Here is a 23,710-nt window from a genome sequence, read left to right on the forward strand (position 1 = left end):
CATGAACAAGACCGACACGCTGCCCTTCGACGGGGCCATCACCCGCTTTTACGAAGAAGAGGCGCCCGAGGCCGTGCGCGAGGCCATCGCCGAGGGCAGCAAGAAGGATATCCTGGCCGAGAGCTACCCCTACGACAAACGGCTCGACGGCGACATCTACGACAGCGAGCTTGAGGCGCTGCAGATCGAGCTGGTCAAGCTTCTGGCCCATGTAAAGGCTGAAGGTGTGCGCGTTGCGGTGCTGTTCGAAGGACGCGACGCCGCCGGCAAGGGCGGCACGATCAAGCGGTTTCGGGAAAACCTCAACCCGCGGGTGGCGCGCGTCGTGGCGCTGTCGGCCCCCTCGGACCGGGAAAAGCGCGAGTGGTATTTCCAGCGCTATGTCGAGCATCTTCCGGCTGGCGGCGAGATCGTCTTTTTCGACCGCTCGTGGTACAACCGCGCCGTGGTCGAGCATGTGTTCGGCTTTTGCACCGCGGCCGAGCGCGAGCATTTCTTCCACCAGGTGCCGCGCTTCGAGGAGATGCTGGTCGACGAGGGCATCCACCTGATCAAGCTGTGGCTCAACGTGGGCCGGGCCGAACAGCTGCGCCGGTTTCTCAAGCGCGAGAGCGACCCGCTGAAACAATGGAAACTCAGCTGGATCGACGTCGAGGGGCTGAAACGCTGGGACGCCTATTCCGGCGCCATCGCAGAGACGTTTTCGCGCAGCCATTCCACCGACGCGCCATGGACGGTGATCCGCACCGACGACAAGCGCCGCGCGCGGCTGGCCGCCATCCGCCGCGTGCTTTCGGGGCTCGATTATGCCGGCAAGGAGCCCGATATCGTGGGCACGCCCGACCCCAAGATTTGCGGCGGCCCCGAGATCTGGAATGTCTAAGCGCGGCTATCACCACGGCAATCTGAAACAGGCCCTCGTCGATGCCGCGCTGTCGCTGATCGAGGCCAAAAGCCCGCAGGGATTTACCCTCAGCGAGGCGGCCAAGGCCGCCGGGGTGACGCCCGCCGCCGTCTACCGCCATTTCCAGGGGCGCGAAGACCTGATCGCCGAGGCCGCGCGCCAGGGCTATGTCATCTTTGCCGACCTCATGGAATACGCCTACCAGACCGGCCAGCCCTCGGCGCTGTCCAGCCTCGAGGCGGTGGGCCGGGCCTATCTGGCCTTCGCCCGGAAATATCCCGGCCATTACATGGCGATGTTCGAATCGGGCCTGTCGATCAACGCCAATCCCGATCTCAGCGTGGTGGCGGGCCGCGCCAGCGCCGTGCTGGAGCGCGCCGCGCGCGACCTCTCCGACCACATTCCCGAGTCCAAGCGCCCGCCGGTGGCGATGGTCACGGCGCATATCTGGGCGATGTCCCACGGGGTGGTCGAGCTATATACCCGCGGCACGCCGGGCGCCCGCGCGCCCTTCCCGGCCGAAGAGCTGCTGGAAAGCGGCATCGGCATCTACCTGCGCGGGCTGGGGCTGATCTCGGCGGATACCTGATCGCGCCGGGGCGGCTATTCCCACTCCATCTGTTCAAACGCGGTCTGGGCGTTGCGGCCGGCCAGGCTGTCGAACTGTTCGAGATGGGCAAAGGCCGACTGGTCGACCTGCGGCGCCTCCATGATGCCGCCGCCCTCCTCGATCAGCGCGGCGATCTGGCTGCGCAGGTTGACCAGGTAGTCGTAGGTTTCGGCCCGCGTCCGGTCCAGTGTCGTGGCCGGGCCGTGGCCGGGGACGACATGCGCCGGGTCGAGCGCCGCAATCGCCTCGAACGCCGCCGGCCAGTCCTTGATCGAGCTTTGCGGCCCGACCCCCAGCAAGCGCCCGACATAGACGATGTCGCCGGTAAACACGGTCGCCTTGTCCGGCACCCAGACAAAGCTGTCGCCGGGCGTGTGGGCCGGGCCGGGATGGACGATCCGAAAGCTCAGCCCGCCGAATTCCAGCGTGTAGCTGTCCTGAAAGACGATGTCGGCCTGCGCGGGCTCGGTGCCCTCCAGCCCGTCGCCCAGCAGCGTGGCCAGCGCCGTCATCTGCATCGAGGCGCGGTCGGCCTGGTCGGCCAGTGCGGGCGCCGAGGCGATGACGGTTGCGCCCCGGGCCTGCCAATAGCCGTTGCCGAGCCAGCGGTGGTCCTGCCCGCCGGTGTCGATCACGTAGGCCACGGGCCGGTCGGTCACCGTGCGGATCGCGCCATGCAGTGCCTCGGCCCCCTTCCACGACCCGCCGGGGTCGACCAGCACCGCGCCGGCCCCGGTGACGACCAGGCCGAAGGTGGCGTTGTTGCCCAGGTTTTCGGGGCTGCGCTGGGCCATTTCCCCGACGATGGCCCAGACGCCGTCTGTCACGGGTTGAATGTCGAGTTCGCCGGCCGCGGCGAGGCCGGGGGTCAGCGACAGGCAGACGAGCGCGGCGCGGGCAAGCGTCATGCCGAAAGCCAGCCTTCAAGCCTTGCCGCGTCGGGCAGCCCGCCCGCGTGCACCAGCTTGCCGTCGATGCTGATCCCCGGGGTCGACATCACGCCGGCCATGGCGATGGATTTCGCGTCGCTCACCTTTTCGACCTCGACCACGACGCCCAGCTTTTCGGCCGCCTGCCTGACCATCTCGGCCGTGCTCTCGCAGCGCGCGCAGCCGGGGCCGTAGACCTTGACGTTCTTCATGTCCTTCTCCCTCAGAAAATCGCGTTGAACAGAAAGCCGACGGTCAGGATACCGCTGGCCACGACGCCGACGAACACCGCGATCAGGCGCAGCGTCAGCACCTGCCGCAGGATGATCATCTCGGGCAGGCTGAGCGCGATCACGCTCATCATGAAGGCCAGCACGGTGCCCAGCGCCGCCCCCTTGCCCAACAGCGCCTCGACGATCGGGATGACGCCCGCGGCGTTGGTGTACATGGGGATGCCGATCAGCACCGCCGCGGGCACCGACCACCACGCATCGGCGCCCATGATACGGGCCATCAGCGCCTCGGGCACATAGCCGTGGATCAGGGCGCCGATGCCGATGCCCAGCAGGATCCAGACCCAGACCTTGGCGACGATCTCGCGCACCGCCCGGATGCCCAGCTTGTAGCGGCCGACCAGGGTCGGGGCGTCGTCTTCGGGCGGCGCGGCGGTGCCGGCGTTGATCTCGCGCACCCAGTCCTGCAGCCAGCCTTCCAGCCGCAGCTTGCCGATGACGAAGCCCGCCACGATGGCGATGCCGAGGCCGAAGGCCAGGTAGGTCAGTGCGACGGTCCAGCCAACCAGGCCGAACAGCAGCACCAGCGCCACCTCGTTGACCATCGGCGCCGCGATCAGGAACGAGAAAGTCACCCCCAGCGGCACGCCCGCCGAGACGAACCCGATGAAAAGCGGCACCGCCGAGCACGAGCAGAAGGGCGTGAGGATGCCCAGACCGGCCGACATCACGTTGCCGACCCCCTCGCGCCGGCCCGACAGCAGCGCGCGGGTCTTTTCCGGGCTGAACCAGCTCCGCACCACCCCCATGACGAAAACGATCAGGGTGAGCAGCATCATCACCTTGGGCACGTCGTAGAGGAAAAACGCGATGGCCTCGCCGGCATGGCTGTCGCGCGCCACCGGCAAGAGCGCGGTCATCGCCTCGGCAAGCGGCGAAAGCTGGCGATAGACAAGCACCCAGGCCGCGACAGCGGCGACCAGCGCCAGGTGCCAGGCCCAGCCCGGCAGGCGGTACGGCGGAAATGTTCGTGTCTCGGCTGTCACGATGCCTCCTGGTCCACTGGATGTGCCAAAGAGACGGGGCCGCGCGCCTTGATCTGGATCACGGCGGCACGCTCAGGCAAAGCGCGCGCGTGTCCGGTTGGCGAACGCGACGAGCGACAGCATGACCGGCACCTCCACCAGCACGCCCACCACCGTCGCCAGCGCCGCGCCGGAATTGAGCCCGAACAGGCTGATCGCCACGGCCACCGCCAGCTCGAAGAAATTCGACGTGCCGATCAGCGCGCAGGGTGCGGCGATGCGGTGGGGCACCTTCAACGCATAGGCCGCCGCATAGGCCAGCGCGAAGATGCCGTAGGACTGGATCAGGATCGGCACCGCGATCAGCCCGATCACCAGCGGCCGGTCGAGGATCACGCTGCCCTGCAACCCGAAGAGGATCACCACCGTGGCGATCAGCCCGACGACCGACCAGGGCTTGATCCGGTCTCGAAAGGCCCCGATCCGCGCCTCGGAGCCCAGCCTGTAGCGCGTCGCGATCCCAGCCGCGAAGGGCAGCGCGACGAACAGCACGACCGACAGCAGCAGCGTCTGCCACGGCACGGCGATGTCGGTGACCCCCAGCAGGAATGCCACGATCGGCGCGAAGGCAAAGACCATGACCACGTCGTTCACCGACACCTGCAACAGCGTGTAACCCTCGTCGCCCCGCGTCAGCTGCGACCAGACGAACACCATCGCGGTGCAAGGCGCGGCGCCCAGCAGGATCAGGCCCGCGATGTATTGCCGGGCGTCCTCGGGCGCGATGAGATCGGCGAAGACATGCTCGAAAAACAGCACCGCGAGGGCGGCCATGGTGAAGGGCTTGACCAGCCAGTTGACCGCCAGCGTGATCGCCAGCCCGCGGGGCTGGCGGACGACGTTTTTCAGCGCGCCGGGATCGACGCCGACCATCATCGGGTAGACCATGGCCCAGATCAGGACCGCGACCACGAGGTTGACGCGCGCAACCTCGGCCGCGGCGACCGCGGCGAAGAGCCCCGGCAGCAGGTGGCCCAGCGCGATGCCCGCCACCATGGCGAGCGCGACCCAAAGGGTCAGGAAGCGTTCGAAGATGCTCATGCCGAGGCCTCCAGCGGTGGCGGCGCGCGCAGCCGCCCCGCGGCCAGCGCCGACAGCGCCACCATGGCCGCCGCCGTCCCGAGCGTCAGCGCAAGCCCACCGATCTGGAAGGTCAGCCCCGACAACACCGTCCCGATCAGCCGTCCGGCGGCGTTGGCCATGTAGTAGAACCCGACATCCATGGTCACGCGCTCGGCCTTGGTGAAGGCAAGGATCAGGTAGGAATGCAGCGACGAGTTGATGGCGAAGATCGCGCCGAAGACCAGCAGCCCCCCGACCAGCGTCACCGTCAGCCAGGGCTGCGGCTGTGGCGAGATCAGCGCGGCCACGCTCAGCCCCGCCGGCACCAAGAAGAGCAGAGCCGCCCAGCCCCGCGCCGCGCCGACCAGTTCGCCCTCGGGTCGCGTCGCGGCGCGCAACAGCCGCGGTGCGGCGGCCTGCACCGCCCCGTAGAGGATGATCCAGACCGCCATGAAGCTGCCGATCATGAAAAAGGCGGCGCGGTTGCCCGCCTCGGTTCCGTCCGAGAGCACCGCGTAGAAATAGATCGGGATGCCGACGACGAACCACACGTCGCGCGCGCCGAAGAGGAACACCCGCGCCGCCGACAGCCAGTTGACATTGGCCGATTTCGAGAAGACCTCGGAAAACTTGGTGCCTTTTCGGCCCTTGGGCAGACCCGGCGGCATCGCGATCAGCACGGCCACCAGGATTGCCGCCAGAACCGCCGCCATCGCCAGCACCGACCAGACAAAGCCCAGGCTCGCCAAGAGCGCCGCCCCCAGCAGGAAGCCGACCCCCTTGACCGCGTTCTTCGACCCCGTCAGCACAGCGACCCAGCGGAAAAGCCCCGCCCCGTCGGCCGGCGCCAGCAGCTTGACCGCCGATTTCGAGGACATCTTGGCAAGGTCCTTGGCCACGCCGCTGGCACCTTGCACCGCCATCACATAGGCGACCGAAACGCCGAGCGCCCAGCCCGGATCGAGCTGCGCCAGCGCGATCAAGGCCAGCACCTGCAACCCGAGCCCGGCATAAAGCGTCGAGGTGAGCCCGAAGCGCGCCGCGATCCAGCCCGCCGAGAGGTTGGTGAGCATCCCGGCAATCTCGTAAAGCACGAAGAGGTAGGCCAGCTGGACCGGCGTGAAGCCCAGCGTGTGAAAGTGCAAGAGCACCAGCATTCGCAGCGCGCCGTCGGTCAGCATGAAGGCCCAATAGGCCGCGGTCACGGCGATATAGGCAGAAAGGCCGTCGGGGCGCCCGGTCACAGCGCGCGCCCCACCATCAGCGCCACGTCGACCAGCCGGTGGGCATAGCCCATCTCGTTGTCGTACCAGGCATAAACCTTGAGCTGCGTGCCGTTCACCACCATGGTGGACGGCCCGTCGACGATGCCCGACCGGGTGTCGTTGACGTAATCGGCCGACACCAGCGGCCGCTCCTCGTAGCCAAGGATGCCCTTCAGCGGGCCCTCGGCCGCAGCCTGGAACAGCGCGTTGACCTCTTCGGCCGTCACCGCGCGCTCCATCTCGAAGACGCAATCGGTCAACGAGGCGTTCAGCAGCGGCACCCGCACCGCGTGGCCGTTCAGCCGGCCCGTAAGCTCGGGATAGATCAGCGTGATCGCCGTCGCGCTGCCCGTGGTCGTCGGGATCAGCGAATTCAGCGCCGAGCGGGCGCGGCGCAGATCCTTGGCCGGGCGGTCGACGATGGTCTGGGTGTTGGTCACGTCGTGGATCGTGGTGATGACCCCGTGACGGATGCCGACCTGTTCATGCACGACCTTAACAACCGGGGCCAGGCAGTTGGTCGTGCAGGAGGCCGCGGTGACGATGCGGTGGCGCGCGGGGTCGTAGATGTCGTGATTGACCCCGTAGACGATATTGGCCGCGCCGCCATCCTTGACCGGGGCCGAGACGACCGCCTTTTTCACACCCGCCTCGAAATACGGGGCGAGCTTGGCCTCGGATTTGAAAACACCGGTGCAGTCGATCACCACGTCGACCCCGTCGAGCGGCAAATCGTCGATGCGGGGCGAGCCTATGAAGGGCAGGCGCGTGCCGTCGACCGTGACGCTGCCGCGGTCATGGGAAAAGGCGGCGCCCCACCGCCCGTGGACGGTGTCGAATTCCAGCAGATGCGCGTGCATCTCGGGGTCGCCCACCGCGTCGTTGATCCAGGCGATCTCGGCGCCGCGTTCCAGCAGCGGACGCAGGGCGAGCTTGCCGATGCGCCCAAGGCCGTTCAGCGCATAGACCGTCAAGACTCCACCTCGGACGCTTGGCGGCCGATATCGTCCACGGCCCTTTGCAGCGCGATGCGGTCGAGCGTGTCGAGCCGCAGCGCGGTAAAGGCGTGGATGCGATTGCGCAGCGCACCGTAGGCGTGCTGGAAGGCCAGGCTTTTCTCGGCGTCGGTGCCCTCGGTCTTGACCGGGTCGGGCATGCCCCAATGGGCGGTCACCGGCTGGCCCTCCCAGGCGGGGCATTCCTCGTTGGCGGCCTGGTCGCAAACGGTAAAGACGAAATCCAGGTGCGGTGCGTCGGGCCCGCTGAATTCCGAGACGTTCTTGGCGCGCAGAACCGAGACATCGTAGCCCTTGTCCTTGAGCACCCGAACCGCGAACGGGTTCAGCTCCGAATAGGGCTTGGTGCCGGCGGAATAGGCGTTGAAACGCTCGCCCGCCTCGGCACGCAGGATCGACTCGGCAAAAATCGACCGCGCCGAGTTGCCGGTGCAGATGAAGAGGACGTTGTATTTTCGATCGGACATGGGATCGGGTCCTGTCTGAGAAGGAAAGGACACGGGCGAACAGATTTCCGGGCGCCCGCGGCAGCATTCGAAGAACAGATAATCAAAGGTACGTCGCACCTCTGTGACATCGACGGAATATCGAAGCGATGTGCCCTCTCGCGTCTGGCTGACCAGCCGCGTGCGCATCAGCGCCGCGAGGTAGGCCGACAGCGTCGACGGCTTGAGCCCCAGCGCCGCGCCGATCTCGCCCGCCGGCACCCGGTCGGGGTAGCGCCGCATCAACAGGCGAAAGATCGCCAGGCGGTGCGGGTGGCCGAGGGTTCCGAGTTGCGAGGGAATCTCTTCTTCCATATTTCCAGAATATCGGAATTACAGGCCGAGGCAAGTCGTGTCAGGGTGGAAACGCCCCATTTTCGCCTGCGCCGAAACCCAGTGGCCCCGGCGGTGCCAAAACCGCCCCGGCGCTGCGCCGCGGTGATCTCAGCCCGCGCTCACGCGAAAAGCACCAGCGAACGCGCATCCCAGGCCACCCGCGTCTCCGTGCCGCGGGCCAGCACCGGACGGCCCACCAGATTCTTCATCGAGATGGTCAGCGGCGCATCGACGCCCCTCATCCGCACGGTGTAGTAGGTCATGTCGCCGTAATAGGCCAAATCCTCGACCGTCGCCTGGGCCACGCGCCGCTCGGTCTCTTCGCCGGCGAACAGGATCGACATCGTCTCGGGGCGGATGCCGACGCTGGCCGCCTGCCCCGGATGCAGGCCGCCGGGCACCTGCTCGGCGTCGATCTCGGCGCGGCCAAGCCCGGGGATCGTCACCGCCACCTGCCGGCCCTCCTGCGCCTCGGCCTGGGCGGGCAGGAAGTTCATCACCCCGATGAAATCGGCCACCTGCCGGCTGACCGGGCGGCGGTAGAGCGTCTGCGGGTCGTCCAGTTGCGCGATCTGCCCATCGAACATCACCGCGATCCGGTCGGACATGATCAGAGCCTCTTCCTGGTCGTGGGTGACCAGAACGAAGGTGATGCCGACCTGCCGCTGAAGCTTGCGCAGCTCCATCTGCATGGTCTCGCGCAGCTTGCGGTCGAGCGCCGACAGCGGCTCGTCCAGCAGCAGCACCTTGGGCTTGAGGATCAGCGCGCGGGCCAGCGCGACGCGCTGCCGCTGCCCGCCCGACAGGGCGTGCGCGGCACGGCTGCCGTAGCCGCCCAGCCCGACCATCTCCAGCGCCTCGCCCACCCGGCGGCTGTTTTCCTCCTTCGACAGCGCCGAACGGCGCAGGCCGAACCCCACGTTCTCGGCCACGCTGAGATGGGGAAAGATCGCGTAGGACTGAAACACCATGTTGGTGGGCCGCCGGTTGGCCGGCACCCGCGACATGTCGCGCCCGTCGATGCTCAGCCGCCCGGCGCTGGGCGCCTCGAACCCGGCGATGGTACGCAATAGCGTGGTCTTGCCGCAGCCCGAAGGGCCCAGCAGCGAAAAGAACTCGCCCGCGCCGATATCGGCAGTGATGCCCCTCAGGGCCTGGTAGTCGCCGTAATATTTCTCGACGCCCTGCAGCGCGATGATCGGCCGGTCGATTCCGGTGGTGTCCTTCACATCAATCCTCCCGTATCGCGCTGTCCGGTGCGCGCGGCGCCCCGGCGGCGGACATATTCTGCCACGGCAAGCAAGATCACCGAGGCCAGCACCAAAAGCGTGCCGAGTGCCATAACCACCGGGATTTTCTGCGGAAACCGCAACTGGCCCCACAGGTAGACCGGCAGCGTCGGGTCGGTCCCGGTCAGGAAAAACGCGATGATGAACTCGTCGAGCGAAATGGTGAACGAGATCAGCAGCGACGAGATGATCCCCGGCATCACCAGCGGCAGGGTGATCAGGCGAAAGCTCGACCAGCGCGTCTCGCCCAGGTCGATGGCGGCCTCTTCCAGCGACACGTCGAGGCTCTGGAAGGCCGAGTTCAGGATCGCCACGGAAAACGGCACGCAGATCAGCACATGGCCCAGCACCACCGTCCAGGCCCCCAGCGGCAGCCCCAGTTGCAAGAGCACCACCAGCAGCGACACCGCGACGATGATCTCGGGCAGCACCAGCGGCAGCATGATCAGCCCCATGATGCCCTTCTTGCCCGGAAAGACGAAGCGCGTGGCCGCCCGCGCGGCGCAGATCCCCAGAAGCGTGGCAATCACCGCCGAGGACACCGCGATGATCAGGCTGTTCAGCACAGCGCCGTGCAGCGCCGGAATTTCGGTGAGTTGCCGGAACCACTCGGTGGTAAAGCCTCGCAGGGGGAAGGCGATGATCGTGCCGTCGTTGAAGGCGAAAATCGGCAGCAGCGCGATCGGCGCGTAAAGAAAGATCAGGTAAAGAACGGCGTAGATGCGCAGCCCCATCAGCCCCGCCCCCTCAGATAGCGCCGCGTGAGCGCGAGAAAGACCAGCGAGACCGCGCCGACCATCGCCATCGCCAGAACCGCCAGCGCCGCGCCCATCGGCGCGTTGTTGAGCTTCAGGAACTGGGTCTGGATCATGTTGGCGATCATCAGCCCGTTGGGCCCGCCCACCAGCCGCGGCGTGACGTAATCGCCGATGGTGGGGATAAAGACGATCAGCACCGCCGCCACGACGCCCGGCATGGCCAGGGGCAGGGTGACCCTGAGAAAGGTGGTGACATGGGTCTCGCCCAAGTCGCGGCTGGCCTCCAGGAGCGAGCGGTCGATCTTTTCCAGCGCCACGAAGATCGGCAGGATGGCGAAGGGCGCGAAGGCATGCGCCAGCGTGATCACCACCGCGTTCGCGTTGTAAAGGATAAAACGCAAGGGTTCATCAATTATCCCAATGCCTTGCAGCGTGGTGTTGATAACCCCGTTGAAGCCCAGGATCACCTTCCACAAAAACACCCGGATCAGGTAAGAGGTCCAGAACGGGATGGTGATCAGGAAGATCCACATCGCCTTGCGCTCGGGCCGGACATGGAACGAGACGTAATAGGCCACCGGAAAGGCCAGCAGAACGGTCGCCACCGTGACCGCCCCCGAGATCATGAGCGAGCGCAGCAAAAGCTGCATGTAAAGCGGTTCGGTAAACGCCTCGCGATAGTTCTTCAGCGTCAGGGTGGTGTCGAGTGTCAGGTAATCCTGCGTCCAGAAGCTGAAAAGCCCGATGGCGCCCAGCGGCACCGCCAGCAGCAGCAGCGCATAGAGAAACGGCGGGCCGACCAGCAGGGCCCCCCGCGCCGCCTCGCCCCGTCCTGCACGGGGCCTCGATCCGGTGTCGCTCATGCCCTGCGGTGGCCTCCCCCATCTGCGGGAGGGATCATGGGAACACAGAGCGCCCCGCGCAAGGGGGCGTGCATCCACCGGGCCGGGATTTCCGCCCGCTGCCGCGCAAACGGGCAGGCCGGGCGCAGAATTCCTTGAAGGAACCCGGCAAAGGGCGTTTCCAAAGCCCGCGGGGCCGCGAAAACGCAAAGGGCCGCGCCCATGGCGCGGCCCCGTCGAGAAAGCCGGACCAGCGTCTTAACGCTTGGAGAACTGGAAGCTCCGGCGGGCCTTGCGGCGGCCGAACTTCTTGCGTTCCACCACACGGCTGTCGCGAGTCAGGAAGCCCGCGGCCTTGAGCGGGGCGCGCAAGCCCGGGTCGTAAAGCTGCAGCGCCTTCGAGATGCCGTGCTTGACCGCACCGGCCTGCCCCGACAGCCCGCCGCCTTTGACGGTGGCCTGCACGTCGAACTCGTCGACCACGCCGGCGACCTGGAACGGCTGGCGCAGGATCATCTGCAGCACCGGGCGCGCGAAATAGGCGCTCATGTCCTTGCCGTTGACCATGACCTTGCCCGAGCCGGGCTTGATCCAGACACGGGCGACCGCGTCCTTCCGCTTGCCGGTGGCGTAAGAGCGGCCAAGCGAGTCGCGCTCGGGCTCGCGCGGGACTTCGGGTTCGGCAACGACGGCGTCCTCGGACCCCGAGACGACGGCGTTCAGCTCGTCGAGGGATTTGATTTCTTCAGCCATCATGCGCTCCGCGTGTTCTTGGAATTCATCGACTTGACGTCCAGCACCTCGGGCTGCTGCGCCTCGTGCGGATGCTCGGTTCCGGCATAGACGCGCAGGTTGGTCATCTGCTTGCGCGACAGCCGGTTGGCCGGCAGCATGCGCTTGACCGCCTGGGTCACGACGCGCTCGGGATGGGCGCCGTCGAGGATCTGCTCCGCGGTGCGGTGCTTGATCCCGCCGGGATGGCCGGTGTGCCAGTAGTATTTCTTGTCGGTGCGCTTCGAGCCGGTCATCTGCACCTTGTCGGCATTGATGACGATGACGTTGTCGCCCATGTCCATATGAGGCGTGAACGACGGCTTGTGCTTGCCGCGCAGGCGCATGGCGACGATCGAGGCGAGACGGCCCAGCACGACGCCCTCGGCGTCGATGATGATCCACTTCTTCTCGATATCCGCCGGGGTAGCGGTGTAGGTTTTCATTACTCTGCCCTATCGGATGAGAGGTCCAGGGCGGCACGCGGGCGCCGCCGAGCTCGGGATGGCGCAGTTCTAAGCATTTGCCGCGTCCAGTCAAGGGGCATCATCGGCAAATTATCATTCCAAACCAATGGCCTAGAATTACGGTATCATTTTACCCCATGTCTTGGGCGCGTTTTCCGCCCCGCCGCGCACCGCGCAGGGCCTGCATCGCCGCACGACCGGCCCCCGACCGCAACCGAACGGGCCCGCGCCCCGGGCCCGGCGCGCGGCGGGCGGTTTTTGCAACACCGGCGTCCGGCGCGAAGATTTCGCATATTCCCTATTGATCGAATCCCGCTTGTTCCTTACGTCCCACTCACGATCGGAACCGATCCCAACTTCGGGCCATACCGGGGGGGCGCTAAGGAACCGACTGGATTCAATCTACTGGTCAGAAGGGGCGCGCCATGACAGACGCCAACCTCTTCCAACTGGGGATCGGTCTGGAGACAGGCGCCCATGCGGAAGACACCCGCAGCCCTTCGGCTGCACCCACGACCCGCGACGTGTTCGACGACACCCGCGACGATCACTTCATCCGCCGCGACGGCCGGGTGTTTGCCGGCACGCATCTCATCATCGAGGTGGTGAACGGCCACGGCCTGGACGACGAGGCCCGCATCCAGCAGGCGTTCCGCGACTGCGTCGACGAATGCGGCGCGACGCTTCTGCACATCCACACGCACAAGTTTTCGCCCCAGGGCGTCTCTGGCGTGGCGGTGCTGGCCGAGTCGCACATCTCGGTGCACACCTGGCCCGAGATCGGCTATGGCGCCTTCGACGTGTTCATGTGCGGCGATGCCCTGCCGTGGCGCGCGGTCGATGTTCTGGCCCGCGCCTTCGGCACCGCCGATGTCCGCGTGAAAGAGTTGTTGCGCGGCGACGGCCTGGTCACCGAAGAACAGGCCGCCTGAGCCGCCCTGCCCGCGATCCGCGCGCCGTCCCCGCTGGACGGCGCGCATTTTCCGTTTCGCGCCGCGGCCTTGCCGCGCCTCGGCCGGGCGGGCAAGGTCGGCCCCAGAAATCGGGAGCGAAGACATGAGCGACACGCGGATACCGGGCTGGTCGGTCGAGACCCTGCATGACGGCTACGCCCAGGCCCTCCAGGAGACAGAGCTTCTCTACGACAGCGAGACCGACCACCAGCGCCTGCGGGTCTTCACCAACCCGCGCTTCGGCCGGGTGCTTACGCTCGACGGCGTGGTCCAGACCACCGAGGGCGACAACTTCATCTACCACGAGATGCTGACCCACCTGCCGATCCTCGCCCATGGCGCGGCGAAACGGGTGCTGATCGTCGGCGGCGGCGATGGCGGCATGGCGCGCGAGACGCTGCGCCACACGTCGGTCGAGCATGTCACGATGGTCGAAATCGATGCGGGCGTGGTCGAATTCTCGAAAACCTACCTTCCGATGCTCAGCCAGGGCGCCTTCGACGACCCGCGCCTGACCCTCGTCATCGACGACGGCGCCGCCTTCATGAAGACGACGCAGGAAAAATTCGACGTCATCATCGTCGATTCCACCGACCCAATCGGCCCCGGCGAGGTGCTCTTCACCGACACGTTCTATGGCCACGCCAAGCGCGCGCTCACCCCGGGCGGCATCCTGGTCACCCAGAACGGCGTGCCGTTCATGCAGGGCGACGAGCTGACCGACACGCTTCGCGCGTTCAAGGCGCTCTTCGCCGACTGGGGCTGCTACCTCGCCACCGTGCCCACCTATGCCGGCGGCCCGATGGCCTTTGGCTGGGGCACCGACGGCGGCGCGCGCGCGGTGCCGCTCGACACGCTCGAGGCGCGCTTTGCCGCCGCCGCCATCGAGACCGGCTATTACACGCCCGCGGTGCACAAGGCCGCCTTCGCGCTGCCGGGCTACGTGCAGGACCTCCTGCCATAGCCACCGCCCCCGCTTCTTCTGGCGAAAAATATCCTCGGGGGGAGTCCCGGATGCACATCCGGGACGGGGGGCGGACAGCCCCCCTGCCCGGCCGCCCCTAGCGCGGCGGGATCGAATAGGTCAGCCCGGCGCGCGCCACCGCCCCGTCCATCCCGTCGGAATGGATCAGCGCGTCGCCCACCGCCAGCACGCGGCCCAGCTTCAGCAGCCGCGCCGCGCAGACCAGGTCGCGCCCCGCCGCGGGCTTGCGCATGAAGTCGATCGAACAATTCGTCGTTACCGCCAGCGCCTTGGGCCCGATCATCGCCAGCACGGCGAGGTAGATGCCCACATCGGCCAGCGCGAACATAGACGGGCCCGACACCGTGCCGCCGGGGCGCAAATGCCGCTCGGCCACCGGCATGCGCACCCGCACCTCCATCGGCGCCACCGCCTCGACCACGAAATCGTCCGCCGCCTGGGGAAACTCGCGTGCGAGAAACGCCTCCAGCGCCGCCGCGTCCATCACCGGTTCCATGCTCTTTTCCCTTCCCGTTTTGACGCGTAGTGTCTGCAGGAACCGGGAGGAATGACAAGATGACCGATTTGCTTTTGCGGCAGGATGCCGGCGGGATCGCCACGCTGACGATGAACGCGCCGGAACGGCTGAACGCGCTGTCGGACGCGATGCTGGCCGCGCTTCAGGCCCAGATCGACGCCTTGAACGACGACCGCGATACCCGCGTCGTCGTGCTCAAGGGCGCGGGCAAGGCATTCTGCGCCGGCCACGATCTGAAAGAGATGCAGGCCGGCCGCCAGGCCGAGGATGGCGGACGCGCCTATTTCGCCGATCTCTTCTCGCGCTGCGGCCGGGTGATGACCGGGCTCATGCGCCTGCCGCAGCCGGTGATCGCCGCGCCCCACGGCATCGCCACCGCGGCCGGGTGCCAGCTGGTCGCCTCGTGCGACCTCGCCGTGGCGGCCGAGGGTACGCGGTTCGGCGTGAACGGGGTGAATATCGGGCTGTTCTGCTCAACGCCGATGGTGGCGCTCTCGCGCAACGTGCCGCGCAAGCAGGCCTTCGAGATGCTGACGACCGGCGCCTTCGTCGATTGCGCCAAGGCCGAGGCGATCGGGCTGATCAATCGCGCCGTCCCGCACCAAGAGCAGGACGGCGCGGTGGCCGATCTGGCCGAAACGATCGCGTCGAAACTCAACGCCGCCGTCAAGATCGGCAAGCGTGCCTTCTACGATCAGATCGAGATGGATGTCGACGGCGCCTACGCGCACACGTCGGAGGTGATGGTCGAGAACATGATGTGGCGCGATACCGACGAAGGAATCAACGCCTTCATCCAAAAGCGTCCGCCCGACTGGGCGCGGTAGGGGCAGGCAGGGGCGCGCTCCCTGCCCGGTAGAGAGGAGAAGAGCGCGGCCTTATTCGGCCGCGATAGGCTTTGCGCTGGGGGTGCCGGCCTTGCGCTTGCGCGTCTCGGCCAGTTGGTCTTCGGTCTGGCGCATGTTGATGTAGGCAAACACGACGACGAAGCCGATGGTGCCGAGCGCGAGGGGTCCGATGAGGTCCATTTTAGTTCCCTTTCCTGTTTTGTGTTGTGAAAGGGATACGCGCCCCTTTCCCGAGCGGATCACCGGAGGTGGGAAAAAATGTGGGATTTCAACTGCATGCATCCGTATACCAAACTATAAGCCGCTGACACACAGACAAAAAAGCCCGCCGTTGGCGGGCAGATCAAACGAATGTGAGCGGTCTATTTCACCAACAGGATGATCAGCAGGAAAAACACCAGCAGGCCGATCACGCCCGCCTGGGCAAACAGCATGCTGGTCGAAAACAGTCCCAGCAGCACGGCGGCCACGATCAGCGCCTGGACGCGGGGCGGCTGCTCTGTCAGGCGGGCCTGGATGTCTTCAGCCCGGCGCCGCCGCATGAAGCCCGCCAGGATCATCACCGCCACATGTCGGGCCCGCCGCGCAAGCATGCGAAGCACGGTGTCAATCTCCTCCATGACATGGCCGTGTAACAGAAACCGGACAGCTAGAAAAGCCCCCGACGCGGCCGATCACAGCCCGTAGACCGCCCCGAACTTGGTGTCGAGATAGTCCAGCAGCGGCCCTTCGTGGGGGGCAAATCCGCAGGCCCTCTCGATCACCTCGGCCGGGGCATAGAGCCCGCCGGGGCGCTGGACATGCGCGCGCAGCCAATCGGTGGCGGGCTCGGCATGGCCGCGGGCGAGACCGGCGTCGAGGTCGGGCACCGCGGCGCGCAGCGCCTGGTACAGACAGCCGGCATAGACATTGCCCAGCGTGTAGGTCGGGAAATAGCCGAAAAGGCCCACCGACCAGTGCACATCCTGCAAGACGCCGTTCGCGGGCCTGTCGACCGCCACGCCGAAATCGGCGGCAAAGCGCGTGTTCCACGCCTCCTCCAGGTCGGCCGCTTCCAGCCGCCCGGCGATCAGGTCGCGCTCCAGGTCGAAGCGCAGCATGATGTGCAGGTTGTAATGCACCTCGTCGGCCTCGGTGCGGATATAGCCCGAATGCACCCGGTTGACGGCAGCGTAAAAGGCCTGCGCGTCAGCCGCGCCCGCCTGGCCGAAAACCTCGCCGAAGCGGGCGTAGAGCCAGCCGCAAAACGCCGCGCTGCGGCCAAGCTGGTTCTCGTAGATCCGGCTTTGGCTTTCATGGACGCCCATCGACACGCCATGGCCCACCGGCGTGAGGTGAAAGGCGGGGTCGATCCCCTGCTCGTAGGCACCGTGGCCGACCTCGTGCAGCGTGGAATAAAGGCATCCCAGCGGTTCGGCCTCGTCCACCCGTGTGGTGATGCGCACATCGGTGCCCGAGCCGGACGTGAACGGGTGCACCGAACTGTCGAGCCGCCCGTGGCGCCAGTCATAGCCGAAATGGGTGGCGATCTCGCGGGCCAGCGTCAACTGGGCCTCGGCGCCGTAACGGCCGCTCAGCGCCGGGTGGTCGCGCCCCGACCCCATGATCCGCTCGCGCAGGGAGACCAGCCGCGGGCGCATCCGGTCGAACATCTCGGCGATGCCCTGCCCCGTCGCGCCGGGTTCGTAATCGTCCAGCAGCGCGTCGTACAGGTCGCCGCCCTCGGCCAGCGCCGCGGCCTCTTCGCGCTTGAGCCGGATCACCTCGGTCAGCGTGGGCAGGAAATGGGCCACGTCGTCGGCCGCGCGCGCCTCGGCCCAGATGCCCTGGGCGCGGCTGGTCACCCGGGCCAGCTCGGCCGACAGTGTCTCGGGCAAACGCATGGCGCGCGAATAAGAGCGGCGGATATGGCGCAGTTGCGCGCGCTCGGCCGCGCCGAGGCCGCCCTCGTCGATCGACGCCAGCCACGCGCCGATGCGCGGGTCGGTGCGGCGGCGGTGCAGCACGCCCTCCAGCGCGCCCATTTCCTCGGCCCGCTGCTGGGCGCCGCCGCGCGGCATCACGGTTTCCTGGTCCCAGCCCAGCCGGCCCATCACCTCGGCCAGCGCCTCGGTCTCGCGATGGTGGTCCAGCAGATCGTCATAGGCGCTCATCGCTCACCCCCGGACGGATTGGGCGCGCGGGTATTGCGCCAGGAACCGCGCCCGCAGGATCAGCACCCAAAGCGCCACCGCGCCGAGCTGATGGGTCAGCGCGATATGCATCTGGGCCGCGTAGAGCACGGTGCCGACCCCCAGAACGAGTTGGCCGAACAGCAGCACCGCCATCCAGTCAAAGCCCCGGCGCACCGATTTCAGCGCGCTTTTCCGCCCCCGCCGCCAGGCCAGAAGCCCCACGATGAACAACAGATACCCGCTGATCCGGTGGGTGAATTGCACAGTGCCCGCGTTTTCGAAGAAATTCCGCCAGGCGGGCTCCAGCCGCAGCGGCTCGGGCGGCAAGAGGCCGCCGGCCATCAGCGGCCAGTCGGTAAAGTTGCGGCCCGCGTCGATACCGGCCACCAGCGCGCCCAGCACGATCTGCAAGAAGGCCAGCACCATCAGCGCCGTGCCCCAGCCATAGGCGCCCCCGTCGCGCAGCCGCCGCGCCTGCAACAGTTCGGCCTCCGGGCGCGCCAGCTTGAACACGTACCATGCGATCAGCCCCAGGATCAGGAACGCCAGCCCCAGATGGGTGGCCAGACGGTAGGAGGCCACGTCCAGCATCCCCGGCGCGAGGCCGGAGGACACCATCCACCACCCGATGGCCCCCTGCACGCCGCCCAAGAACCCGATGCCGAACAGCCGCAGCGTCCAGCCCTTGGGCATCTTCCTCAGCAGCAGGAAGGCCAGAAACCCCAGCCCCCAGACAAGGCCGACAATCCGGCCAAGCTGCCGGTGGCCCCATTCCCACCAGTAGATGGATTTGAACTCGGCCAGGGTCATGCCCTGGTTCTGGATCTGGTATTCCGGCGTCGCCTGGTATTTTTCAAAGGCGGTGGTCCAGCCCGCGTCGCCTAGCGGCGGCACCGCGCCCATCACCGGCTGCCACTCGGTGATCGAAAGGCCGCTATCGGTCAGGCGGGTCAGCCCGCCCACCACGATCATCGCCACCACCAAGAGAAACAGCGCGACCAGCCACAGCCGCACGCCGCCCCGCGCGCCGCGACGCGCCGCGCGGTCGATGGCGCCCGGGGCGACCACGGGTTTTTCCACCGGCGCCTCGGTGCCGACCTCTTCGAAGATACTGCGGGGTTTGCTCATCGGCCGTCCTCCCGTTTTCGGGCGCGAGACTAGGGCCGGTGCCAGCGCCCCGCAAGTCACTCCGCCCCGTTATCGCGCCGGGTCAATTGCCGCAGAGCGCCGTGAAAGATCTGCACATCGGCGCGGGTCAGGGGCATCCGGCTCCAGAGGTTTCGCAGCGCCAGCTTCATCCCCGGCGCCTTGGTCTCGGGAAAGAAGAAGCCCGCCGCGTCGAGCCGTTGCTCGTAATGCTCGGCCAGCTTTTCCACCTCCAGCACGGAGGCGGGGCTCGCGCCGGCCATCTCGATGCGCTCGGCCGCGACGTCGGCAGTGCCCCGGCGCCACTCATAGGCGGTCAGCAGCACGCATTGCGCGAGGTTGAGCGAGGCAAAGGCGGGGTTGACCGGGACCGAGATGATCGCGTTGGCGCGGGCGATGTCGTCGTTTTCCAGCCCGGCCCGTTCGGGCCCGAACAGCACCGCCACGCGCCGCCCCTCGGCACTCAGCGCGCGCGCCTCCTGCATCGCGCGCTCGGGCGTGACCACGCGCTTGGTCAGCCCGCGGGCGCGCGCCGTGGTGGCATAGACGGTATCGCAATCGGCCACCGCCTCGGCCGTGCTGTCGAAAAGCCCCGCCTCGTCCAGCAGCCGCCCGGCGCCCGAGGCAGTCGCCACCGCGCGCGGGTTGGGCCAGCCGTCGCGGGGCGCGACCAGCCGCATCCGGTCGAGCCCGAAATTCCACATCGCCCGCGCCGCCGCGCCGACATTCTCGCCCATCTGCGGGCGGACCAGAACAAAGGCGGGGGTCGGGGCGGTCATCGGTTTTTCCTGAGGCGTCGGGCGGATGCGGTCATACGCGCCCACGCGCGCCCCTGCAACCCGTGGCCAAGTGTGGCAAACCTCGCTATAGGGGCGCGAGCCGTTTGCCGGAGCTTGCCCATGCCCGATACCGACCGCCCGCAGATCTACCTGATCACGCCGCCTGTCTACGATGCCGATGGCTTTCCCGACCGTCTGTCCGCGGTTCTGGACGCCCACCCGGTGGCCTGCCTGCGGCTGGCCCTCGCCACCCGCGACGAAGACGCGGTGGCGCGCGCCGCCGACGCGTTGCGCGAAATCGCCCATGCCCGCGACGTGCCGCTGGTGATCGAGGCGCATGTGGGGCTGGTCGAACGGCTGGGCCTCGACGGGGTGCACCTGACCGACGGGCCGCGCAGCGTGCGCAAGACCCGCAAGGCGCTGGGCGCCGACGCGATCCTGGGCGCCTTTTGCGGCGCCTCGCGGCATGACGGGATGAACGCCGGCGAGGCGGGCGCCGATTACGTCGGCTTCGGCCCGGTCGGGCAAAGCGCGCTGGGCGACGGAACGCGCGCCGAGTACGAGTTGTTCGACTGGTGGTCGCAGATGATCGAGCTGCCCGTGGTGGCCGAAGGCGCGCTGACCGAGGCGCTTGTGGCCCAATTCGCGCCCGCCACCGATTTCTTCGCCATCGGCGAGGAAATCTGGCGCGACGACGACGCCCCGGCCGCGCTGGGCCGGCTGATCGCGGCGATGGGCTGAGACCGGGCGCTCACGCCCCGGCGCCCGCCCGCGCGCCCCTCCGCAGCGTCCGGACGGCCAGATAGAGCGCCACGACCACCAGCACCACGTCGATATAGGCGCCGAGAAAGACGATTCCGAAAATCCCGAAATAGAGCGTCACGAACGCCGCGGTCAGGGTCAGCATCGCCGAGCGCGGCGGCGTCGAAAGGCAAAGAAACCCGCAGATCGCCAACAATGTCGGGCAGTTCAGTACCCCCAGGGGCGAGGCCAGCAGCGCGTTCCACCAGACCGGCGCCGCGACCCAGTGCAGGTACCAAAAGCCGAACAAGAGCGCGAGGCCGCCCACGGCCCTGTCCGCCGCGCCGGTCCGGCCCAGGTCGAAGGCCAGCTCGCCGCGCAGATAGGCGCGGCACACCAGGACGAAGATCGCCGAAAAGGCGATGATGTTGGGCACCAGCAGGTAGATGACCGAAACGGTGGCCGCCGACAGCGCCAGAAACGCCATGGCCCCGGCAAAGAGCACCGTCCGCAGATGCGGCAGCACGAGCCCCAGGACGAGCACGACCGGAAAGACAACGTGCAACGCGCCCGCGTAACCGACCAGCGCGCGGGCGATTTCGGCCAGCGAGGCGGAAATCTCCGCCGGCGGCTTCGTCAGCGAAACCGCGATCATCGCGGCCATGAGGGCGCCGATCACGCCCGGACCTATGGGGACTCTGCGCTTTGCGGCCATGATGACATCATCCCTCGCGCCATGGGCCACGCGGGCCGTTGGGAACCAAGCCTAACATGATTCGCCCCCGGGCAGCACGGCAGGCGGACAATCCGAAAGTCACCCGCGCCTCAGCCGGCGGCCGCCGTCCGGGCCGCTTGCATACCCGAGCGCACCGCCTCTTCGCAGGCCCGCGCCAGCGCCTTGCGGTCGGTGAAATCGCTCACCTTAAGCGGCGCGTGGTAGATCACCTCGACCGCGCCTTGCGGCTTTTGCGCCAGAAGCTTCACCAGATGGGGCGCAAAGCCCATGTCGCCCCACCAGCCGTAAAAGCGCGCGTCCTGCCCTTCGGGCGCGGTGTAGATCACCGTCACCGGCTGTACGAACAAGAGATCGCGCAACCCCTCGCTCAGGAAGGCTGCGAAAAGCGTGGTCTTGAACGGCAGCACCCGCATGCCGTCGGTCGAGGTGCCCTCGGGAAAGAACAAAAGCTTGTGCCCGGCCTTCAGCCGCGCCTCGAAAACTTCGGTCTGCCGCTTCGCCTCGCGCCGGTCGCGGTTGATGAAAACGGTGCCCGTGGCCCGCGCCAGCCAGCCGATCCCGGCCCAGCCCGCGACCTCGGATTTCGCCACGAAATAGACCCGCTTGCGCGCGTTCAGCGTGAAAATGTCCAGCCACGAGGCATGGTTGCACACCACCGCGCCGCGCTCTGTCATCCGCTGGCCCTGCACCCGGTAGCCGATGCCGAGGATGACAAAGGCCATCCGGCAGACGAACTGGGTGATGAAGGGCGTCACCGGCCGGTGCCAGCCGAAGATCGGCCGCTCGACCAGCCGCACCAGCAACAGCACCCCCAGACAGCCGAAGGTCACCCCCCCCAGCGCCGCGCCGCGCCAGGCCACCCGCGCCCAGCCCGCCGCGCCGATCGGCGCCGCCGCCGGCGGCGGCGCACCATCCCATGTGGCCATCAGGCCCGCCCCCGCGAATAAAGCGCCTTGGAGCGGGCGTTCATCGCCTGGGTGTCCATCAGCAGGCAGATATCAATGGTGTTGAAGGCCCGGTCGACAAAGGCCCCCTCGCCCACGAACCCGCCAAGCCTGAGATACGCCTTGATCAGCGCGGGCATCGCCAGCATCGCCCGGCGTCGGTCGATCTGGTCGGCCGGCATCAGGTCCATGCTCTGGAAATGCTGCGGCTGGACGCGCACCCTCAGCGCCGCGGGCGCAAGATGGGTGTGGTGCAGATAGGCCAGCGGCTCGGCCAGCGCCGCCACGTCGGTGCCGTGGAAACTGGCCACGCCGAACAGGATCTCCACCCCGTGCTCCAGCACGTAATCGCCCAGACCGTTCCACAGGTGATAAAGCGCCGGCCCCCCGCGATAGTCACGATGCACGCAGGACCGCCCCAGCTCCAGCAGGCTGCGGCCGCCGGCCTTCAAGACGCTGAGATCGTATTCGTCCTCGCTGTAGAACCGGCCGAACTCGGCCGCTTTCTCGTCGCGCAACAGGCGGTAGACCCCCACAACGTGGTCCAGCGCGTCGGCGTCGCGGCGCGTGTCGATCAGGATCAGGTGGTCGTAATAGGGGTCGTACTCGTCGGCCTCGAGCCGCGCGTCGTGGTCGACCAGCGGCCCGTCGCCGCCCAGCTCGGCCACGAACACCTCGTAGCGCAGCCGCTGCGCGGCGCGCAGCTCTTGCTGCGTGTCGGCCAGTTTCAGCCTGAAATGCGGGTCGAGCGGAAGCATCGGCGGGGCGGCGGCCTCGTCTATGACGGTTGGGCGGTTCTAGGCACAGATCGCCGCCATTGCAACCGCGCGCCCTGACGCGCCCAGCCGTTAAGTCCCCGTTAACGTTCGCAGGTCAGTCTGGGCGCGCACCACAGCTTTCAGTCTTCGTATACCGGCATGAGTTCCACCCGCGCCCCGTCGATCACCACCTTGCCCGCATCGGGAAAATTCACCGTGATCCGCGTGCCGATCACCGATTGCACCTGCCCGATCCCCCAGTCGGGCTGGCCCGGGTGGCGTACCCGCATGCCGGGCTCGAGAATCGCGTTCAGCGCCAGCATGGCCGGTCTCCTTGCGTGCATGGGCTCGGTGGCAGCATGACCGATCTCAGCGCGCTGGTCAGTTCACGGATCTGTCACGACATGATGAACCCGCTCGGCGCGATCGGCAACGGGCTCGAACTTCTGGCCATGGCCGGCGGCCCCGGGGCCGCGACAGGACCGGAACTGGCGCTGATCGCCGAAAGCGTGGCGCGCGCCACCGCGCGGCTCCGCCTCTTCCGGCTCGCCTTCGGGGCCCCCGCGCCGGGCCAGAGCCTGGGCCGCGACGCGTTGCGGTCGATCCTGGAGGAAAACTTCGAAACGCCCAGGCTGAGCCTCGCCGCCGATCTGCCCGAGGCCACCCTGCCCCGCAGCATGGCGCAGCTCGGCCTCCTGGCGCTGCTCTGCGCCGAGGCCGCCCTGCCCCGCGGCGGGCAGCTCGCGCTCACCCTCGCGCCGGCCGGGGGGCGGGTGCGGGCCGAGGCCGACACGCTCCGGCCGGACCCCGCGCACTGGGCGCCGCTGACCGGCGCGGGCCCGGCCACGCCGCCCGGCGCCGCGCAGGTGCAATTCGCCCTGCTGCCCGCCGCGGCCCGGGCCGCCGGGCGCGCGCTTGATGTCAATCACGAGGGCTGCGCGCTGACGCTCCGCTTCTGAAGGCGCCGCGCAGGCAGGCGGCCGGTCTCGGGGAGGCGCCTTGCGGCGCCTGCCTCCGGCGGGGATATTTAAGGCCAGAAGAAGCCGAGGGCAGCGCGCCGCGCCGCTCCTTCTTCTT

Annotated in this window: 29 protein-coding genes; 7 read left to right on the forward strand and 22 right to left on the reverse strand. The window is 67.7% G+C overall.

Features of this window, described 5'->3' with window-relative positions:
- The first annotated feature begins 1 nt into the window (after position 1).
- The gene (gene ppk2, locus Ga0609869_RS11920; protein WP_125404151.1) at positions 2-883 is read left to right on the forward strand and encodes a polyphosphate kinase 2; all 882 of its coding nucleotides are present in this window, start codon (positions 2-4) and stop codon (positions 881-883) included.
- Positions 876-1,493: a TetR/AcrR family transcriptional regulator gene (locus tag Ga0609869_RS11925; protein ID WP_125404152.1), complete on the forward strand. Its 618-nt coding sequence runs from the start codon at positions 876-878 to the stop codon at positions 1,491-1,493. The genes ppk2 and Ga0609869_RS11925 overlap by 8 nt, the downstream gene beginning before the upstream one ends.
- A 14-nt stretch (positions 1,494-1,507) precedes the next feature.
- On the opposite strand, the gene Ga0609869_RS11930 is transcribed toward Ga0609869_RS11925, so the two are convergent.
- From Ga0609869_RS11930 to rplM, 12 genes are all read right to left on the reverse strand, one after another.
- Positions 1,508-2,422 (reverse strand): MBL fold metallo-hydrolase, encoded by a 915-nt coding sequence (locus Ga0609869_RS11930; protein WP_125404153.1) that lies wholly within the window; start codon positions 2,420-2,422, stop codon positions 1,508-1,510.
- On the reverse strand, positions 2,419-2,655 hold the full coding sequence (locus Ga0609869_RS11935) for a thioredoxin family protein (RefSeq protein ID WP_125404154.1): 237 nt from the start codon (positions 2,653-2,655) through the stop codon (positions 2,419-2,421). The genes Ga0609869_RS11930 and Ga0609869_RS11935 overlap by 4 nt, the downstream gene beginning before the upstream one ends.
- Positions 2,656-2,666: 11 nt before the next feature.
- Positions 2,667-3,722 carry a permease gene (locus tag Ga0609869_RS11940; RefSeq protein ID WP_211336794.1) on the reverse strand — a complete coding sequence of 352 codons (1,056 nt, stop codon included), beginning with the start codon at positions 3,720-3,722 and terminating at the stop codon, positions 2,667-2,669.
- A 72-nt stretch (positions 3,723-3,794) separates the two neighbouring features.
- Positions 3,795-4,802 (reverse strand): ACR3 family arsenite efflux transporter, encoded by a 1,008-nt coding sequence (gene arsB / locus Ga0609869_RS11945; protein ID WP_125404155.1) that lies wholly within the window; start codon positions 4,800-4,802, stop codon positions 3,795-3,797.
- Positions 4,799-6,067 (reverse strand): organoarsenical effux MFS transporter ArsJ, encoded by a 1,269-nt coding sequence (gene arsJ / locus Ga0609869_RS11950; RefSeq protein ID WP_125404156.1) that lies wholly within the window; start codon positions 6,065-6,067, stop codon positions 4,799-4,801. The genes arsB and arsJ overlap by 4 nt, the downstream gene beginning before the upstream one ends.
- Positions 6,064-7,062, reverse strand: a complete 999-nt coding sequence (locus tag Ga0609869_RS11955) for an ArsJ-associated glyceraldehyde-3-phosphate dehydrogenase (RefSeq protein ID WP_125404157.1) — start codon at positions 7,060-7,062, stop codon at positions 6,064-6,066. The genes arsJ and Ga0609869_RS11955 overlap by 4 nt, the downstream gene beginning before the upstream one ends.
- Positions 7,059-7,904, reverse strand: coding sequence for an arsenate reductase/protein-tyrosine-phosphatase family protein (locus tag Ga0609869_RS11960; protein ID WP_125404158.1), 846 nt, complete (start codon positions 7,902-7,904; stop codon positions 7,059-7,061). Before Ga0609869_RS11960 ends, Ga0609869_RS11955 begins: the two co-directional genes overlap by 4 nt.
- A 140-nt stretch (positions 7,905-8,044) precedes the next feature.
- Entirely contained in the window at positions 8,045-9,154 is a 1,110-nt protein-coding gene (locus tag Ga0609869_RS11965; RefSeq protein ID WP_245972183.1) for an ABC transporter ATP-binding protein, read from the reverse strand.
- Positions 9,151-9,948: an ABC transporter permease gene (locus Ga0609869_RS11970; protein ID WP_125404159.1), complete on the reverse strand. Its 798-nt coding sequence runs from the start codon at positions 9,946-9,948 to the stop codon at positions 9,151-9,153. Before Ga0609869_RS11970 ends, Ga0609869_RS11965 begins: the two co-directional genes overlap by 4 nt.
- Complete coding sequence (locus tag Ga0609869_RS11975) at positions 9,948-10,835, reverse strand: ABC transporter permease (RefSeq protein WP_125404160.1); 888 nt, start codon at positions 10,833-10,835, stop codon at positions 9,948-9,950. Before Ga0609869_RS11975 ends, Ga0609869_RS11970 begins: the two co-directional genes overlap by 1 nt.
- A gap of 237 nt (positions 10,836-11,072) precedes the next feature.
- Positions 11,073-11,567 (reverse strand): 30S ribosomal protein S9, encoded by a 495-nt coding sequence (gene rpsI / locus Ga0609869_RS11980; protein ID WP_125404161.1) that lies wholly within the window; start codon positions 11,565-11,567, stop codon positions 11,073-11,075.
- On the reverse strand, positions 11,567-12,031 hold the full coding sequence (rplM, locus tag Ga0609869_RS11985; RefSeq protein ID WP_125404162.1) for a 50S ribosomal protein L13: 465 nt from the start codon (positions 12,029-12,031) through the stop codon (positions 11,567-11,569). Before rplM ends, rpsI begins: the two co-directional genes overlap by 1 nt.
- A gap of 446 nt (positions 12,032-12,477) precedes the next feature.
- Here rplM and speD point away from each other — a divergent pair, with 446 nt between their 5' ends.
- Both speD and speE read left to right on the forward strand, forming a co-directional pair.
- The gene (gene speD, locus Ga0609869_RS11990; protein ID WP_125404163.1) at positions 12,478-12,984 is read left to right on the forward strand and encodes an adenosylmethionine decarboxylase; all 507 of its coding nucleotides are present in this window, start codon (positions 12,478-12,480) and stop codon (positions 12,982-12,984) included.
- 124 nt (positions 12,985-13,108) lie between these two features.
- Positions 13,109-13,969: a polyamine aminopropyltransferase gene (speE, locus tag Ga0609869_RS11995; protein WP_125404164.1), complete on the forward strand. Its 861-nt coding sequence runs from the start codon at positions 13,109-13,111 to the stop codon at positions 13,967-13,969.
- A gap of 97 nt (positions 13,970-14,066) precedes the next feature.
- Here speE and Ga0609869_RS12000 read toward each other — a convergent pair whose 3' ends face one another.
- Positions 14,067-14,486 carry a PaaI family thioesterase gene (locus Ga0609869_RS12000; protein ID WP_125404165.1) on the reverse strand — a complete coding sequence of 140 codons (420 nt, stop codon included), beginning with the start codon at positions 14,484-14,486 and terminating at the stop codon, positions 14,067-14,069.
- Positions 14,487-14,545: 59 nt separating this feature from the next.
- Between Ga0609869_RS12000 and Ga0609869_RS12005 the strand changes: the two genes are divergently transcribed.
- Positions 14,546-15,334, forward strand: a complete 789-nt coding sequence (locus Ga0609869_RS12005; protein WP_125404166.1) for an enoyl-CoA hydratase — start codon at positions 14,546-14,548, stop codon at positions 15,332-15,334.
- A gap of 51 nt (positions 15,335-15,385) precedes the next feature.
- On the opposite strand, the gene Ga0609869_RS12010 is transcribed toward Ga0609869_RS12005, so the two are convergent.
- The 5 genes from Ga0609869_RS12010 to Ga0609869_RS12030 all read right to left on the reverse strand — a co-directional run bounded on the left by Ga0609869_RS12010 (position 15,386) and on the right by Ga0609869_RS12030 (position 19,454).
- Complete coding sequence (locus Ga0609869_RS12010; RefSeq protein ID WP_170168783.1) at positions 15,386-15,535, reverse strand: hypothetical protein; 150 nt, start codon at positions 15,533-15,535, stop codon at positions 15,386-15,388.
- A gap of 182 nt (positions 15,536-15,717) precedes the next feature.
- Positions 15,718-15,975 (reverse strand): hypothetical protein, encoded by a 258-nt coding sequence (locus tag Ga0609869_RS12015; protein ID WP_125404167.1) that lies wholly within the window; start codon positions 15,973-15,975, stop codon positions 15,718-15,720.
- A 54-nt stretch (positions 15,976-16,029) separates the two neighbouring features.
- A complete protein-coding gene (locus Ga0609869_RS12020; protein ID WP_125404168.1) occupies positions 16,030-17,508 on the reverse strand; it encodes a carboxypeptidase M32 in 1,479 nt (492 codons plus the stop codon).
- Between the two features lie 3 nt (positions 17,509-17,511).
- Complete coding sequence (ctaA, locus tag Ga0609869_RS12025; protein WP_125404169.1) at positions 17,512-18,657, reverse strand: heme A synthase; 1,146 nt, start codon at positions 18,655-18,657, stop codon at positions 17,512-17,514.
- A gap of 56 nt (positions 18,658-18,713) precedes the next feature.
- Positions 18,714-19,454 (reverse strand): RNA methyltransferase, encoded by a 741-nt coding sequence (locus Ga0609869_RS12030; RefSeq protein ID WP_125404170.1) that lies wholly within the window; start codon positions 19,452-19,454, stop codon positions 18,714-18,716.
- Between the two features lie 120 nt (positions 19,455-19,574).
- On the opposite strand from Ga0609869_RS12030, the gene Ga0609869_RS12035 reads away from it, so the two are divergent.
- A complete protein-coding gene (locus Ga0609869_RS12035; RefSeq protein WP_125404171.1) occupies positions 19,575-20,195 on the forward strand; it encodes a thiamine phosphate synthase in 621 nt (206 codons plus the stop codon).
- Between the two features lie 10 nt (positions 20,196-20,205).
- Here the strand turns inward: Ga0609869_RS12035 and Ga0609869_RS12040 are convergent, their stop codons facing one another.
- The 4 genes from Ga0609869_RS12040 to Ga0609869_RS12055 all read right to left on the reverse strand — a co-directional run bounded on the left by Ga0609869_RS12040 (position 20,206) and on the right by Ga0609869_RS12055 (position 22,956).
- Positions 20,206-20,874: a hypothetical protein gene (locus Ga0609869_RS12040; protein ID WP_125404172.1), complete on the reverse strand. Its 669-nt coding sequence runs from the start codon at positions 20,872-20,874 to the stop codon at positions 20,206-20,208.
- 146 nt (positions 20,875-21,020) lie between these two features.
- The gene (gene olsA / locus Ga0609869_RS12045; RefSeq protein ID WP_125404173.1) at positions 21,021-21,857 is read right to left on the reverse strand and encodes a lyso-ornithine lipid O-acyltransferase; all 837 of its coding nucleotides are present in this window, start codon (positions 21,855-21,857) and stop codon (positions 21,021-21,023) included.
- Entirely contained in the window at positions 21,857-22,633 is a 777-nt protein-coding gene (olsB, locus tag Ga0609869_RS12050; protein WP_125404174.1) for an L-ornithine N(alpha)-acyltransferase, read from the reverse strand. Before olsB ends, olsA begins: the two co-directional genes overlap by 1 nt.
- Before the next feature lie 140 nt (positions 22,634-22,773).
- Positions 22,774-22,956: a DUF3553 domain-containing protein gene (locus Ga0609869_RS12055; RefSeq protein ID WP_125404175.1), complete on the reverse strand. Its 183-nt coding sequence runs from the start codon at positions 22,954-22,956 to the stop codon at positions 22,774-22,776.
- Between the two features lie 36 nt (positions 22,957-22,992).
- Between Ga0609869_RS12055 and Ga0609869_RS12060 the strand changes: the two genes are divergently transcribed.
- Entirely contained in the window at positions 22,993-23,592 is a 600-nt protein-coding gene (locus Ga0609869_RS12060) for a histidine phosphotransferase family protein (RefSeq protein WP_125404176.1), read from the forward strand.
- Positions 23,593-23,710 lie beyond the last annotated feature (118 nt).

The organism is Rhodovulum iodosum (genome assembly GCF_041020385.1).
Classification (GTDB): domain Bacteria; phylum Pseudomonadota; class Alphaproteobacteria; order Rhodobacterales; family Rhodobacteraceae; genus Rhodovulum; species Rhodovulum iodosum.